This is a genomic window from Neobacillus sp. PVCKKU3, assembly GCF_058323225.1.
On the sequence record NZ_JBLVQN010000033.1, the window covers coordinates 23,446 to 38,557 of the forward strand.

Here is a 15,112-nt window from a genome sequence, read left to right on the forward strand (position 1 = left end):
GTTTCAGAGAGCCGGTGGACGCTGCGAACCGGTGCTAATTTCTATAATGCCCAGCCCTTCTGAACTGGCTGCTGAAATTTTAGTAGGCTAGCCCGGGTATAACCAACCCGTTATTTGCTTAGAGGCCGCACCTGTGTTGCGGCAAAAGAGGGTGGCACCACGTTAACTTACGTCCCTCATAACACGACCACTGTGTCTGTTATGAGGGGCGTTTTTTATTTATCTATGAAATACCGTAAGCTATTAAAATTTTTATAAAAAAACAAACTGGAGGTTTTAAAAATGTACAAAGTGCTTGTAACCGACGGAATCAGCCAGACAGGTTTAAAATGCTTAGTCGACCATGCCAATTTCATTGTGGAAAGACAACCAACACTGCCTACTGATGAATTAAAAAAGATTATCGGTGATTACGACGCCCTTATTGTGAGAAGCCAAACAAAGGTAACAGGAGAGCTTCTTGAGGCAGCAGGCCGCCTGCGTGTCATTGCTAGAGCAGGTGTCGGCGTGGATAACATTGATGTCAACGCTGCTACCAAGAAAGGGATCATCGTCATTAACGCACCTGGTGCCAACACGATTGCTGCAACTGAGCACACATTGGCGATGATGCTGGCGATGGCAAGAAAAATTCCGCAGGCCCACCAAAAGACCTCCGGCGGTGAATGGGACCGCAACTCTTTTAAAGGAGTGGAGCTGTACAAAAAGACACTTGGTGTTGTTGGTATGGGCAAGATCGGTACTGAAGTGGCCAAACGGGCAAAAGGCTTCGGCATGAATATTTTGGGCTTTGACCCATATTTGACTGAAGACCGCGCGAAAAAGCTTGGCATTACCAAAGCAAGCCTTGATTTAATTGCGGCCGAGGCTGATTTTATTACCATCCATACACCGCTGACTAATGATACTCGCGGAATTATTAATGATGAATTTTTAAGCAAAACGAAAAAAGGTGTCCGCTTCGTGAACTGTGCCCGCGGCGGTATCATTGACGAAAAAGCGTTGGTCCGGGCGATTCAGTCTGGCCATGTTGCCGGTGCTGCCCTTGACGTATTTGAAAAAGAACCGGTTGGTGACCCAGAGTTATTGCAGAATCCGAATATTATCGTTACTCCGCATCTTGGCGCTTCTACCGTGGAAGCCCAGGAAAAGGTTGCTGAGGAAGTCAGCGCGGAAATCGTTGAGATTTTTGAAAATCAATCCATCCAAAATGCGGTAAATATGCCGCAAATGTCAGGCGAAACGCAAGCCAAGCTCCAGCCTTATTTAGTACTTGGCGACCAAGTGGGCCAGCTTGTTATTCAATTATTGAAAAACTCTGCACCTACAAAAATAGAAATCAATTATTATGGTGATCTAATCGATGAGGATACAGAATTATTGACACGGACAATGCTTAGAGGTGTTTTATCCTATCATTTAAGCGATTCTGTCAATCTCATCAACGTGCTTCATTTATTGAAAGAGCAGGGCGTTTCCTACAATGTGCAGAAAAATGCTACGAATAAAGGCTTTGCCAACTATTTGGAGCTTTCAGTTTCGCAAGGTGATGAGTCTGCTCGGATTGGGGCTACTGTGTTGAACGGCTACGGTGCCCGGATTGTAAAGATTAATCAATACCGGATTGACGTGAAGCCTGAGAAATATCTATTATATATTAAACATCAGGACGTGCCGGGTATGATTGGTAAGGTAGGATCTTTACTTGGAGACTATCAAATCAACATCGGTACGATGCAGGTGGGCCGTACAGAAGTTGGCGGCGAGGCCATCATGGTGTTAACGCTTGATAAGACGCTCGGTACTGAAGTCAGCCGTGAACTTGTCCAAATTCCTGGTTTAGACGAAGCACAATTTTTAGAGTTATCAAATGTAGATACGTTTGAGGCAGGCCGCGTTGAGCCGCAGGCTGTGGAGAGTGTTTGATTTTTAGGATTTTTATTAAGGGCTGCACCCTTTTTGTAGGGGCAGCCCTGTTATTTTCTATAAAATTCCCTTTAAATCAAGCACAGATTCGAGAATATAGTCCGCTTTATGCTTTTCAAATTCCCCCCGCGCGTCTTTTCCTGAGAGTCCAGTTAACACTGCGGCGAATTGACAACCCATTTGCCTTGCAGCGAGAAGATCTGCCAATGAATCCCCCACAATTAGGACAGAATCGCCAGCTTTGATTGGCAGCGGCGTGTTCAAACACTCCTGAACGGTCAGACCTTTGCAATGCAGACCCAATATGTAGGTATAGGGATGCGGCTTTGATAAAGATTTCCCTTCTGGAAGTTCCTGCTCAGCCTTGGCGACATCATCCGCAGTCCCAATCCGATTCACATCAAAATGCTTTAACCAATCCAAGTGTTGAAATGGCTGAATCGTTTCCAATTCGGGACGGCCTGTTCCAATCCCTATCTCAATCCCCGAGGCTGTTAAAAATTGAAATAGCTCTCCTATATCTTCTTTAGGAGCTAATGTTGTTTCATTAACTAAAAAGCCTTTCTTGCCTTTCTGAACAGAAGGCTTGCCGGTTGAAGCAATAATATTGTCATCGCCCACATACCATTCCTGAGAAACATGCTCACATACAGACCAAAGCTCCCCTTTTTGAAAACTAGAGGTTTCCACACCAAGCTTCTCAAAGGTCAGCACATTCAAATAATCAAGCAGTTCTTGCTTAGTTGCCTCGGACCTCTCAAACTCCTTCACAAACAAACCGAAATCCAGTTCAACCGAATAATTATTCAACACCCCACCAATCTCAAGTAAGGTTTTATGATTGATTGGTGCTTGACACCATTTTTTAATGTTTTCAATTTCATATTCTTTGATTTGTGAAAGTAGATGAATTAGCTGGTGGGCAAATGATAAATAAATCATATCCCAGTTGGCATTTAGGCCGCGTGATTTTTGGAATTTCAGGATTTTATCATTTTCAAATACAACATTTCGAATTTCTTCTATTTCTTTATCGCTATAATCTGTTTTGAATTTTTCAGGTGATAAAGCCAAGTAATTACTGCTTATAAGCATCTCCCAGACGGTTAGCGCCGATGCATCAAAGTAACGTTCCTCGCTTAATAGAACCCCGTCAACGTCGAATAAAATCGTTTTAATCAATTTCCTATTACCCCATTTCCCTGTCTGCTTTTATACGTTATCGTACCACAGTAAACGAACTGAATAAAAGTAAAAAGAGAGAAGATTCAGTGATAGCATAAATAAAAACAAGCCGTGCGCCGGTCTTCATTCTGGCGCATGGCTTGTTTTTTATTTTAGTCCAAACCGATGGAAATATATTTCACTTCTAAAAACTCTTCAATTCCGAAATGACCACCTTCACGGCCTATCCCACTTTCTTTATATCCGCCGAACGGTGCTTGCGCTACGGAAGGCAGTGCATCGTTGAGACCGACAATACCGTATTCAAGCTGCTCCGTGATTCTAAACGAACGGCTCAAATTCTCGGTATAGACATAAGCAGCTAAACCATAGTTTGAATTATTGGCACGTTCAATCACTTCTTCTTCCGTCTTAAAGGTCGCAATTGGTGCAATCGGACCAAAAATTTCATCCTTCATGCATTCCATGTCATCCTGCACATCTGTTAAAATTGTTGGGGCATAGAAATAGCCATTCTCTTCTGCCGGTTTTAGTCCTGTATAAACGACTTTGCCGCCCTTTTCGACTGCATCTTGTAAAAGTTCTTCTACCTTGCTGCGGGCTGCTTGATCGATTAATGGCCCGATATCGACGCCGTCTTCAAGCCCATTTCCAACTTTAAGCTTCTCTAATTCCGCTTGGAATAGCTTCGTGAATTCCTCTGCGACACCCTCTTGTACATAGACACGGTTCGTACAAATACAGGTTTGTCCGGCATTGCGGAATTTTGATTGGACAAGGCCTGCCGCTGCCTTTGTTAAATTGGCATCGTCCATAACGATAAACGGTGCATTTCCGCCAAGCTCAAGGGATACTTTTTTCACAGTTTCGGCAGCGCCTCTCATTAATGTTTTACCGACCTCGGTCGAACCGGTAAAAGTAATTTTAGTAACACGAGGGTCTTTCAACCAAACATCGCCGATTTCTGAGGATCTTCCGGTTATCACATTTAATACGCCTTCTGGTATTCCCGCTTCATGGGCAAGTTCAGCTAACTTTAACGCGGTTAGAGGCGTCTGATTAGCTGGTTTAACTACCGCCGTACAACCGGCTGCAAGCGCAGGACCCACTTTTCTAGTAATCATCGCAGCAGGGAAGTTCCAAGGAGTAATCGCCGCAATAACACCTACAGGCTCCTTGCGTACGAGAATGCGCTTGTTGGGATGTGTTGCAGGTATCGTTTCCCCATAAACCCGCTTGCCTTCCTCAGCAAACCAAGAAATGAAACTATTGGCGTACTGGACCTCACCAACTGCCTCTTTTAACGGCTTGCCTTGCTCCATTGTCATAATTTTAGCGATTTCAAGTTTGTTCTCATCAATCAACTGGTACCATTTCATGAGGAGCTGATAGCGTTCTTCAGCCGTTTTTTTCGACCAGGTTTTAAATGCCTTGTGGGCCGCATCGACTGCCTGCTCCGCTTCAAAAGCACCTCCGGTTGGTACTGCTCCTATGACTTCCTTGGTCGCCGGGTTTACGACTTCCGTTAACGTTTCATAATCTTGGCCTACCCATTTACCATCAAGATACATTGGGTAAATTTGATATTTCTGTCCTAAAGTATCCATTGCATTCTCCCCTTCCCTTTTGTACTGCTTCCATTATATCAACTCATCCAATCACACGGCTATTAGAAGCATCTAAATTAAGGAATAAAAAAGCAGCGATTCCAATTGTTGGAATACGCTGCTTTTTATTAAAAAATTATTTTATTGGAAATACTAAGCTTTATCTTGCAAATACATGGTTGCCAATTTTTACAGTCACTTGACGTGATTTAATCCAAGAGCTTTGAGCAGTATTAGGATTATAGAAAAATAGAGAACCATTTCCTTTACCCATTAAAGCTATTGCTTCGTTGACAGCTCGTTTTGACTCAGCATCAGCGGCTTGATTGATTTGACCGTTTTCTACAGGAGTAAACGCATAGTGTCCATTTGAAATTTGATAGATAACTTCCCTTACGCTATTTGGGAATTGATCACTTTTTACTCGGTTCAAGACGACAACTGCCACTGCGACCTTACCTGCATATGGCTCACCAACAGCCTCAGCACGGACTAAACGTGCCATTAACTCTTTGTCTGCCGCAGTAACTGGAGAGTTTGGCAGAGTAATATTTTTACCCGCGATCAGTGTTCTGCTATTATTCGCAGCCATTAAGCTATTGACAGGAACACCGAATCCTTTTGCTATATTCCAGTATGTCTCACCATATTGTACTGTGTGAGTAGTTGTTGCTGCTTCTGTTTGTCCATTTAATGAAAAAGCTGACAATGATAACATTAATCCGGCTGCAATCACTAGTTTTTTAAGTTTATTCATTTAGTAACCTCCTAGATTCGTAGCTCGTTTTCTCTACAACCTAGGCTATCAGTTGTAACACACTTATTCATTACCTAAAAAATGGTAAACTTGTGCAGTAACTAGCATAATTGGCTTCCCATGCTCTTTGGTATTAATCACCAACTTATTTTTTAATCCAGTGGTTGGAGAAAATGGATGATTTCGGTTCCTTTTTTACATAATGTTTCAAGCTTGTAATATAGTAAGTGATTGATTATCTTTAATTACAAGATTGTAAATGGAGGTTTTTCAGGTGTCCCGTCATGAAGTAATTGTATACAGCAGCAATGGCTGCTCTTACTGCGATCAGGTAAAAACATTTTTAAAAGAAAAGGGAATTGAATTTGAAGAGCGGAATACTTCTATTAATAAGGAGTACTTGGATCAATTAAAGGAAAAGAAAATTTACGCGACACCCGCTGCCTTTATTGATGGAAAACTGATATTGGGCTTTCAGGAGAAGAAATTGAACAAGCTTCTTGGATTACTGTAAGAATTTTCAAACTGGACCAAGCAGCCTAACATAAACACTAAACCCCTTAATATAATGTACTATGCGTGTTTTAAGGAGGGCGGCTCATGGTCTATCAAGGACTTAGCGAACAGGAATTCAACAAAATGTTAACTGCCCCAGAAAACTTTGCAGCACCACCCGAATCTCTTACAGAGCAAATGTTTATTGAACGTTCTCTAACTGAGAATAAATTTTGGCTGCGGATTATGAAGGAGCATTCTTATTTTTTAGGGGAAGGCTTTAACCGGAAAGACAAGCAGCTTATTCAGCAGACTGACCGATTTTATCAATACTTTGCAGAGCAGGAAAAAAGGGCTTATCAAACTCCTTATAATGTAACAGCAGTACGGAAATTAAATGAAGATACCATCCAGTTAGTATTAGGTCTACGGAATTTTAAGCGGAACCTGCTCATCTTAATCATCAATTGTAAAGTCATGGGGTTTAACTTCCCGCTTCTTGTGGACCATATCGCCCGTGAAGCTGAATACTTTATGAGGACTTTAAAAAAATTAAATGATGGAATATTAGACCCTATCCAGGATGCAATAATCAAAGAAAATGTCTTTTGGCTAAAAATTATGATGGAGCATTCGCGCTTTATCGCCTCCCTTCTCGATCAATCTGAACGGAATTTGGTGATTGCGGCCAGAAAATTTGGGGATGATTTTGAGGTCCTCCTAAATCAGGCACGAGATGTTGAATCCATGTTGTATAAAAAAAGCCCTACGTATCCTATTATCGGAAAACTCAATAAAGACAGTGAAAGTGTCACTCAGGAACTGCGTGCTTTCAAGCAAGCCGGCCTGGATTTTATTAAGACCTGCCAAATTAGAAATGTCATTGATCCGCTATTAGCCGATCATGTTGTCAGAGAGGCAGACCATTTCTTGCAAATCGTGCATGTTTTAGAAGAACGATTAAAAGTAAAACAACAGGAACAGCAGCGCCTATAAAGAAGAGACTATCCGCGGATAGTCTCTTCTTTTTGGCTGCGCGCCACAATTACCATGCTGATTGTTATGATAGTAAAGGCAATAAAGGCTAAGATAGGGATAGTAATAAACCCCAGCCAGTTAATGTAGTCCTTTGAGCACGGTACGCCGCTCGTACACATTTCAAACCTTTGTAAGAAAGGAAGCTTTTGAAGCAGCGTATGGTAGCCGGATATCAGCATACCGATGACTGATAATGGCAGTACATATTTATATATGTCAAGATCGTTTCGATAGACAGCAATTCCTAACATTATGGCCAATGGGTACATAAATATCCGCTGATACCAGCACAGCGTACAGGGAATAAAATGCATAACCTCACTAAAATACAAGCTGCCTAAAGCGGCGATAAGCGCGGCAATCCAAGAAAGAAGCAGGGATTTGTTCATATTACTTCCCCTTCGCGGCGTTTTCGACCATCTCTTTTAAGTCGTCGATGGACCCGCCTTCGAACTTTTTACCATTAACAAATAATGCGGGAGTTCCTTGAACATTTAACTTTTTCACATAATCCATATCCTTTTGCCAGGCATCCTTGGACTTTCCATCCTTGAAGTGCTTAACGACCTTGTCAACGTCCTTATCGTTGGCTACTTCTTTTAACGTATTAACCAAGAATTCCTCTGTGTAAAGATCAACTTTCTCATACTTTTGATCCTCAGGCTGCTTTTTATAAAGAGTGTCATGGAACTTCCAGAATGTATCATTGCCAAGTTCAGCATAAACAGATTCCGCGAATTTGGCCGCTCGCTCGGAATCGACGTTAATGAAGGAATCATGGAAGAAATAGAATTTGGCTTTTCCCGTATCCACTAGTTCCTTTTCAATATATGGGACAGCAGATGCAGAAAACTCTTTACAATAAGGACATTTATAATCCCCAAATTCGATGATGGATACTGGGGCAGATTCCTTACCTAAGAACGGTTGATGGCTGTAGTCAATCTCATTTGATTTAACTGCTTCTTTATCCTTGGAGTGATTGCCTAAAAAAATAAGTGCCAAAACACCTACAGCAATTAACCCTATTACCCAAAAGATAAACTTCGATGATGAATTCTTCGTATTTGTTTTTTTATTATTTGCCATGATCAGACTCCTTTAATGAAAACTATTATATGTTTAGTGAATTTTAAACCCAGATAGATTTAATATTACTTATCTACTGTAATAAATCAAATAATTGATTTTGCGATTAGTTGGTATTCTTTATATTTTTCACTTAAAATTGATAAAATAAATGGGATCACATAAAAAGGAGTTCAGACATGACTAGTGACAATAATTATATCGGCTATATAGGAACCTACACAAAAGGAGAGAGCAAAGGAATTTACTCTTTTACTTTAAACACTGAGGGAAGAAAAATAGAAGATGTTCAGGTTGCAGCAGAGCTAGAGAACCCTACATACATAAATATAAGCAAGGACAATCGGTTCCTTTACTCCGTGGGGAAAGATGGGGATGCTGGCGGGGTGGCCGCATTTAAAATAAACGAGGACGGGGGGCTTATAGCCATAAACCAGCAAATGAGCCTGGGATCTCCTCCCTGCCATGTAAGTGTTGACAGCAAAACGAAATATGTCTTTACCGCCAATTACCATAAGGGAATGGTTGAGTCACATCTTATTAACCGTGAAGACGGGTCCATTCAGCCGGCAGCATCCAGCATAAATCATGAAGGCCGCGGACCGGACCCAAGGCAGGAGAAAGCCCATACCCATTATGCTGCCCTTACTCCTGATGAAAAGTATTTGGCAGTTGTTGAATTAGGAACGGATGCACTTATCACCTATGAAGTGCAGGAGGATGGCACATTGACAAAAGTAAAGATATTGCCCTTGAAAGCAGGCAGCGGTCCGCGCCACCTTACATTCCATCCAAACGGCCAATATGCCTACCTGATGACGGAATTTAGCTCAGAGGTTATAGTTTTGACCTATCATCCGGAAAATGGCCACTTCACTGAAAAACAATATATTTCAACTCTTCCTGATGATTTTACAGAAAATAATCAGGGAAGTGCGATTCATATTTCATCTGATGGACGGTTTGTATATGCGGGAAACCGCGGACATAACAGCATAGCTGTTTTTGGGGTAAATGGGGAAACAGGTGAACTTACCTTTTTAGAACATACGTCTACCGAAGGAGATTGGCCGAGGGATTTTTCGCTGGATCCGTCTGAAAAGTTTATTGTTGCTTCAAATCAAGAATCGGGGAATCTTGTTTTATATGCAAGGGATCCCAAAACAGGAAAACTCTCATTGTTAAAATCAGATATCACGGTCCCATTTCCGGTGTGTGTAAAGTTTTTGCATGTATAAAAGTTGAGTAATATTTGACTTTTTTATATAATGTTCTTAAATAAGAACATTATATAAAAAGGAGTCCTGCATGAGTGAATTAGAATCAAAACAGTGGATGATAAGCCGCCGAACTTTTTTAACTAAATCTTTCAAAATGTTTGCAGGTCTCCTTGCGGCTGGATTCATGACGGGAACCTATTCATTCAAGGTTGAACGTTTCTGGTATCAAATTAATGAAGTGCAGTTGAAAATAAGCAACCTTCCTAAGGCTTTTGAGGGATGGAAGATTGTTCAATTCAGTGACGTGCATTTGGGGTTCCATTATGGGGTGAAGGAATTTCAACAGGTTATAAGTAAGATAAATGAATTAAAACCCAATATTATATTCCTAACAGGCGATCTCGTCAAAAGGGGTTACCAGCAACCTGAAGCTGCTATTCCATTACTACAATCTTTAAAGGGACTTCATGGAGGAAAATGGGCTGTCATTGGAAATCATGATTTTTATACAAAGGACGAAGTGATTCAAACATTGGAGAAATCACAATTCAAAGTATTGGAAAATAATCATGATTTTATCGAGATTAACGGGCAGCGCCTTTATATTGCCGGTATTGATGATGTATTGTATGGGAATCCCGATATCGAAAAGGCTGTTAAGGGCTTAACAAATCAAGATTGTGTGCTGTTGCTGTCTCATGAGCCCGATATTGCTGATGAATGTATAAACCATCCAATCAGCGCCCAATTTTCCGGCCACTCTCATGGGGGACAGGTACGAATTCCCTTTTATGGACCGATTTTTAAACCGGAACTTGCAAGCAACTATTCCGATGGATTTTATCTGTTAGGCAAAAGAAAAATGCCCTTGTATGTGAATCGAGGGATTGGCACCACTGAATTACCGATTCGCCTTTTTTGCAGACCGGAAATAACGGTGTTTCATTTGACACTTTAGATTTAGTATAAAAAGGATTCTTAAATAATAGATATAATTATTTATTGAAGCAAGAAAATAATTTAAATTTCCCCACTCCTTTTTCTTGAAAACTATTAGTTTTAGATATAAAATTAAATTAGTTCATTATAAAGAACAAAGGGAAGAAGGCTTTTTTTAACATGCAATTCATTTAAAAAGTTTTTGTAGGGGGGATTAAAATTATTGACAAACGGACAGCTTTTATATTACTAGTTCATAAGAATCCTGAGCAGGTAAATGTTTTTATTAAACAGCTAATTGCTCAGGATTTAGCAGACGTTTACATTCACATAGATAGGAAACATTATGATTCTGTCTCTAAACAAATTTTAAAAGATAAAAATGTATATATTTTAAAGGAGCCTATAGATGTTATTTGGGGGGATATAAGTCAAGTAGACGCAACAATTTTACTGCTAAAAGAAGTAGTAAATTCGAGAGTAGACTATGATTTTGTTTGCTTAAGGAGCGGCCAAGACTTAGTAGTCAAAAATGGATTGAAAGAATACTTATTCAATAATAAGAATAATATCTTTATGACGGCTAAGAAGAATTTACGTCATCCTAATTTTGATATTCAATGGAGTCCGGTAATGAGAAATCAATATTCTTATTATCATCCGTTTAGAATCTTTAGAAATTTAGTTTTTTTCCTTTATAGAAGAGGCATTAATTTATCTCCCAATAAGTATAAATTGCCAAAAGATTATTCTTTATACCATGGATCCCAATGGTTTTGTATTCCTTTAGAAACAGCTAGGTATATATTGAACTTTCTAAAGGAAAATAGTTGGTATTACAAGTCATTTCAAAATGCATTAATTCCAGATGAATGGTTCTTTCAAACGCTATTAATGAATTCGCCATATAAAAATAGAGTAGTGGATAACAATTTAATGTTCATAAAATGGGGACTTAAAAACACAGATAAAACACATCCAATTATTTTAAAAAATGACGACATTAAATCTATAAAAACCTCAAACCAATTTTTTGCGAGGAAGTTTGATGAGAATATTGATAATGAAGTTATTCACTATTTTAAGGATCATGTAACCTACAATTTAGAAAGGTCTGCGGAAAATCTTGTTTATGGAAAATCCAACAACCTAGCTTAGAAAAATATAATAGATTTATAAAAGCGTCATCCTTTAAAAAATAATATTGGCTTTTGCCATAAAATCAGGATTGGGCAACGCAGAAGTGCAACCCGAGCGATTTTATGACTTTCACCCTAAAATGGACAGATTTATTCTGTCCGTTTTAGGGTAATTCTATAGCTACCATCATCATGGGGTCATCAGCGGTCTTATACCTTTTATATCAGGCAAAGCGATAGATTACATATCAATCTTTACCAAATACGGCACGTTCTTTACTAACTACATTGCTCTTTCTAGAATACCAACTTGTATGTATGATATTCATTTACAATATCTTTTTTTGATAAATTTAAATACTCACTTTATTAGTGTTATATTTTGAATAGAACTGTAAGTTTTATCATCTATAACCAAGTTTTGAATGGGTCTGCTTGAATATGTCGTTTTATTTATAAATTGATTGAATTGATTCCCATTAAACACCAAACCATTAATACTTGATTCTTTATAAAAATCAGTTGACAAAACTTTATCAAAATTGGTAAAGGTATTACCAATAAAATGTGTATTTTTGATTGATGCACCAATTGCCCATAAAAAGATCGCATCCTTATTTCCTTTTCCAATGAAGGTATTCCCTTTTATTAAGGTATCAGCTGATTCAGTCCGAATCACCATTGCGTTGTTATTGGTGGAAATTTTATTTTCGTAAATTTTGGTCCCAACCGATTTTCCAAAATTACCTTCGATTAAAATCCCGTTCTTCGTTTTTAAATTATTTTTGTAGAGTTCCAAATTATCATTCTCAAACCAAATATTCACATTATCGGTGGATATGTCATTATTATAAATTTTAGTATCGACCGTTCTATTGATTAAAATTCCTGAATTCTCACCTTTAACTGTATTGTTATAGAATTCGATTTCATGAAACCTCCCATTATCATCCCCTCCATTAATATGTATAGAATTATTTTCAGTTGCATTCGTAACAAATGTATTATTATAAATTTTGGCGTTATAAACCTGGACTTCTTCAAAGGGCTCGAAATGCAAGGTTGGCCTCCCTATATCCGACTCGCTAAGATTGTTGAATATTTTTATATTGTTTACCTGTTCAACAACTATATTGGAACGGTGATTGTTTATGAAAATATTATTGGAAAGAGTTACATTATTGCTTGCCTTTTTAGACCCTGTAACAGAAATGCCGTCTCCAACCGCATTTTCCATGCGGCAATTATCAATTACTACATTATTACTATCCCAAACAAAAACATCGTGCATATGTTCTGTTCCTTTACGGTGGTTTTCGTAATTTCCGTCAAATGTTATATTTTGCACTAATACATTATCTACGTTCTTGATATTTAATAGCCTGGTTTGTTTCTTAGCATTTGCATTTTTTGTGAGTTTTAGTGTAACTACATCCCGACCTTCACCAATTAACTTCACATTCGACTTCAAATAAAACGAATTTAATATATATGTGCCATCAGGAACATAAACATTCCCACCGCCTTTTTTACTCGTCGCATCTATAGCTGATTGGAATGCTGCAGTATCTTCTGTTTTACCATCCCCTTTAGCTCCAAAATCCTTAACATTTGTTTGATGGTTTGCTGAAAGGGAAATGGGATTTTCCAGAATCAAATTATTTCTGACCTCTGAAATAAATGACTCTCCAACTTTTATTTTCCATCCTATAAAAGTTGTTAGTAACACAAGAAAAATACTAATGGCTGCAATAAAGGTAATTTTCCTCATGAGATCCCTTCTTTATCTTTACTCCCAGTAAAATATTCAGCAGTAACATGCCCCTGCTGATTTATTCCTTCTGATTTAAAAACCTTTATAACTGTAAGAAATAATATTTTTATATCCAACCATAATGATTGGTGGTCTACATACCATACATCTAACTTAAACTTCTCTTCCCAAGTTATCGCATTACGCCCATTAACCTGTGCCCAACCAGTAATACCTGGCCGTGCCTCATGCCTTCTTGCCTGTTCAGAAGTATATAATGGAAGGTATTCCATTAATAGTGGTCTTGGGCCTACTAAACTAATATCTCCTTTCAGGATATTAAAAAGCTGGGGTAATTCATCTAAGCTGGCTTTCCTTAAAAATTTTCCAAAAGAAGTTAAGCGAATTTCATCCGGTAGAAGTTCCCCCTTATGATCCCTAGCATCCGTCATTGTTCGAAACTTATATATATAAAAAGGCTTCCCATAAAGTCCTGGACGCTGCTGTTTAAATAATATTGGAGAACCTAATTTCCACCGAACCATTAGAGCTACTATCACTAGTATTTCTGAAAATATAATTAAAAGACATAATGAGATAAAGATATCTACTGTTCTTTTCATAAAATACCTTCCATTCTTTTCGAATTCAAGTAATCCTTAGGCACACTCTTGCACAGGGCAATTGCAAAAAAAATCACCACAAATTTTGATTTATTAAATCTAAACCTTCGGTGATACATAACAAAAAAAGGTCATTCTTCTTTATTTAAAAATATATGTGCGTTATCACATCAAGCATTTCCCTAAAGTAGTAGATATCAATTCCATATTCCAAGAATTATATATAACGAGTATAGATGTCTTCCATTTCACTTAATACATTCATTAAACTATAATTTTGGATTCTTTGTTGACCATTTTCCCCGTAAACATTCCTTAATTGTTTATCGTTGATTAATGTAATAAAGCTTTTACAAAGATGTTCGTGATCACCTAGATTGACGACCATACCGCAGTGCCCATTTTCTATTAAGTCTCTTGACCCTCTAACATTTGTTGTAATAATTGGTTTTGCACAGGCCATTGCCTCCATTAGGCAGCGGGGCAACCCCTCCTGTTTGGATACAAGTGTTACAATATCAGAGGCGGCAAGAATTTTTGGTATATCACGCCTATATCCCAGAAGGTGAACATTGTTCATCCCCTGCTCCTGAATAAATATTTTAATTTTTTCAAAATCCTTTCCATTGCCTATTAATAATAAATGTGCATTCGGGCAGTACTTTACAATGTTCCTCCAGTTTTCCAGCAAAAACATTTGATTTTTCCGGGCTATTAACTCCGCTACACAACTGATAATAACAGCATATGAGTCAAGACCTAGTTCGCTCTTAATATTCATCCCTTCTTCTGTTCTTACACCAAACTCTTGTAAATCTACACCCACACCATGGACGTGAAACATATTATCGTTTTCTTTAAACCCAAGCATTTTACCCAAATGGTAATCTTCCTCGTTCATTACTAGTAAGCCGTCAGTCCAGTGTCTCGCCATTTTCTCTGCAGGATAAAAAAAGAGCCAATTCTTTAGAGAGGCTCCTTTAAAAAAATGAAATCCATGCGCCGTATATAGAACTTTTCCTTGTTTATGTTTAGAGGCAACATATCTTGTCAAAAAAGCTGCTGTCGGTGTATGGACATGTATCAAATTAAAATGGTTCTCTTGGAATAATGCATGCAGTTCCTTTATGGCTTTTATATTATTTTTGGAGAATGGTGACCGGGCAAATTCGATGTCATGGCATATAATACCCATTTCAATCAGTTCATCCTTGCGGGTCTGGGAATTACTGCCGGCCGCATGAACTTCATATCCTTTTTCCTGAAACATTTGCATAAATGGTTTATGAAATGCAACAAAATGGCTGTATACTGATGCAACAAATAATACTTTTTTCAACT

The 15,112-nt window shown here is 38.5% G+C and carries 14 protein-coding genes and 1 other annotated feature (1 of these 15 cut by a window edge); of the genes, 6 read left to right on the forward strand and 8 right to left on the reverse strand.

Translation table 11 applies throughout. The features are described 5' to 3' along the window. Positions 1-180 (forward strand) — a binding site (T-box leader) (it extends 34 nt beyond the left edge of the window). A 102-nt stretch (positions 181-282) separates the two neighbouring features. Then, complete coding sequence (serA, locus tag ACNQGS_RS20275; RefSeq protein ID WP_491488939.1) at positions 283-1,926, forward strand: phosphoglycerate dehydrogenase; 1,644 nt, start codon at positions 283-285, stop codon at positions 1,924-1,926. A 57-nt stretch (positions 1,927-1,983) separates the two neighbouring features. Here serA and ACNQGS_RS20280 read toward each other — a convergent pair whose 3' ends face one another. The 3 genes from ACNQGS_RS20280 to ACNQGS_RS20290 form a co-directional block, all read right to left on the reverse strand. Continuing rightward, on the reverse strand, positions 1,984-3,108 hold the full coding sequence (locus ACNQGS_RS20280; RefSeq protein WP_491488940.1) for an HAD family hydrolase: 1,125 nt from the start codon (positions 3,106-3,108) through the stop codon (positions 1,984-1,986). A gap of 155 nt (positions 3,109-3,263) precedes the next feature. Beyond that, on the reverse strand, positions 3,264-4,682 hold the full coding sequence (locus ACNQGS_RS20285; RefSeq protein WP_491488982.1) for an NAD-dependent succinate-semialdehyde dehydrogenase: 1,419 nt from the start codon (positions 4,680-4,682) through the stop codon (positions 3,264-3,266). Positions 4,683-4,878: 196 nt separating this feature from the next. Next, entirely contained in the window at positions 4,879-5,475 is a 597-nt protein-coding gene (locus tag ACNQGS_RS20290) for a cell wall hydrolase (protein ID WP_491488941.1), read from the reverse strand. Between the two features lie 274 nt (positions 5,476-5,749). Here ACNQGS_RS20290 and ACNQGS_RS20295 point away from each other — a divergent pair, with 274 nt between their 5' ends. Further along, the gene (locus ACNQGS_RS20295; protein WP_491488942.1) at positions 5,750-5,989 is read left to right on the forward strand and encodes a glutaredoxin family protein; all 240 of its coding nucleotides are present in this window, start codon (positions 5,750-5,752) and stop codon (positions 5,987-5,989) included. An 86-nt stretch (positions 5,990-6,075) separates the two neighbouring features. After that, a complete protein-coding gene (locus tag ACNQGS_RS20300; protein WP_491488943.1) occupies positions 6,076-6,966 on the forward strand; it encodes a DUF2935 domain-containing protein in 891 nt (296 codons plus the stop codon). Positions 6,967-6,974: 8 nt separating this feature from the next. On the opposite strand, the gene ACNQGS_RS20305 is transcribed toward ACNQGS_RS20300, so the two are convergent. Together ACNQGS_RS20305 and ACNQGS_RS20310 are read right to left on the reverse strand one after the other, a co-directional pair. Beyond that, positions 6,975-7,397: a disulfide oxidoreductase gene (locus ACNQGS_RS20305; RefSeq protein ID WP_491488944.1), complete on the reverse strand. Its 423-nt coding sequence runs from the start codon at positions 7,395-7,397 to the stop codon at positions 6,975-6,977. A gap of 1 nt (position 7,398) precedes the next feature. Continuing rightward, positions 7,399-8,097: a DsbA family protein gene (locus ACNQGS_RS20310; protein WP_491488945.1), complete on the reverse strand. Its 699-nt coding sequence runs from the start codon at positions 8,095-8,097 to the stop codon at positions 7,399-7,401. A 179-nt stretch (positions 8,098-8,276) separates the two neighbouring features. Between ACNQGS_RS20310 and ACNQGS_RS20315 the strand changes: the two genes are divergently transcribed. From ACNQGS_RS20315 to ACNQGS_RS20325, 3 genes are all read left to right on the forward strand, one after another. Then, complete coding sequence (locus tag ACNQGS_RS20315) at positions 8,277-9,335, forward strand: lactonase family protein (RefSeq protein ID WP_491488946.1); 1,059 nt, start codon at positions 8,277-8,279, stop codon at positions 9,333-9,335. A gap of 70 nt (positions 9,336-9,405) precedes the next feature. Beyond that, positions 9,406-10,275, forward strand: a complete 870-nt coding sequence (locus tag ACNQGS_RS20320) for a metallophosphoesterase (RefSeq protein ID WP_491488947.1) — start codon at positions 9,406-9,408, stop codon at positions 10,273-10,275. A 224-nt stretch (positions 10,276-10,499) separates the two neighbouring features. Then, complete coding sequence (locus ACNQGS_RS20325) at positions 10,500-11,414, forward strand: beta-1,6-N-acetylglucosaminyltransferase (protein ID WP_464494566.1); 915 nt, start codon at positions 10,500-10,502, stop codon at positions 11,412-11,414. A 342-nt stretch (positions 11,415-11,756) separates the two neighbouring features. Here ACNQGS_RS20325 and ACNQGS_RS20330 read toward each other — a convergent pair whose 3' ends face one another. The 3 genes from ACNQGS_RS20330 to ACNQGS_RS20340 all read right to left on the reverse strand — a co-directional run bounded on the left by ACNQGS_RS20330 (position 11,757) and on the right by ACNQGS_RS20340 (position 15,110). After that, on the reverse strand, positions 11,757-13,166 hold the full coding sequence (locus ACNQGS_RS20330) for a glycosyl hydrolase family 28-related protein (protein ID WP_491488948.1): 1,410 nt from the start codon (positions 13,164-13,166) through the stop codon (positions 11,757-11,759). Continuing rightward, positions 13,163-13,771 carry a sugar transferase gene (locus ACNQGS_RS20335; RefSeq protein WP_491488949.1) on the reverse strand — a complete coding sequence of 203 codons (609 nt, stop codon included), beginning with the start codon at positions 13,769-13,771 and terminating at the stop codon, positions 13,163-13,165. Before ACNQGS_RS20335 ends, ACNQGS_RS20330 begins: the two co-directional genes overlap by 4 nt. 217 nt (positions 13,772-13,988) lie before the next feature. Next, positions 13,989-15,110, reverse strand: coding sequence for a glycosyltransferase family 4 protein (locus ACNQGS_RS20340; protein WP_491488950.1), 1,122 nt, complete (start codon positions 15,108-15,110; stop codon positions 13,989-13,991). Positions 15,111-15,112: the final 2 nt, after the last annotated feature.

Excerpts from the sequence above, each read along its gene's own strand:
- serA (WP_491488939.1), top strand. The coding sequence starts at position 283 with ATGTACAAAGTGCTTGTAACCGACGGAATCAGCCAGACAGGTTTAAAA.
- ACNQGS_RS20285 (WP_491488982.1), bottom strand. The coding sequence starts at position 4,682 with ATGTATCTTGATGGTAAATGGGTAGGCCAAGATTATGAAACGTTAACG.
- ACNQGS_RS20290 (WP_491488941.1), bottom strand. The coding sequence starts at position 5,475 with ATGAATAAACTTAAAAAACTAGTGATTGCAGCCGGATTAATGTTATCA.
- ACNQGS_RS20300 (WP_491488943.1), top strand. The coding sequence starts at position 6,076 with ATGGTCTATCAAGGACTTAGCGAACAGGAATTCAACAAAATGTTAACT.
- ACNQGS_RS20305 (WP_491488944.1), bottom strand. The coding sequence starts at position 7,397 with ATGAACAAATCCCTGCTTCTTTCTTGGATTGCCGCGCTTATCGCCGCT.
- ACNQGS_RS20310 (WP_491488945.1), bottom strand. The coding sequence starts at position 8,097 with ATGGCAAATAATAAAAAAACAAATACGAAGAATTCATCATCGAAGTTT.
- ACNQGS_RS20315 (WP_491488946.1), top strand. The coding sequence starts at position 8,277 with ATGACTAGTGACAATAATTATATCGGCTATATAGGAACCTACACAAAA.
- ACNQGS_RS20320 (WP_491488947.1), top strand. The coding sequence starts at position 9,406 with ATGAGTGAATTAGAATCAAAACAGTGGATGATAAGCCGCCGAACTTTT.
- ACNQGS_RS20330 (WP_491488948.1), bottom strand. The coding sequence starts at position 13,166 with ATGAGGAAAATTACCTTTATTGCAGCCATTAGTATTTTTCTTGTGTTA.
- ACNQGS_RS20335 (WP_491488949.1), bottom strand. The coding sequence starts at position 13,771 with ATGAAAAGAACAGTAGATATCTTTATCTCATTATGTCTTTTAATTATA.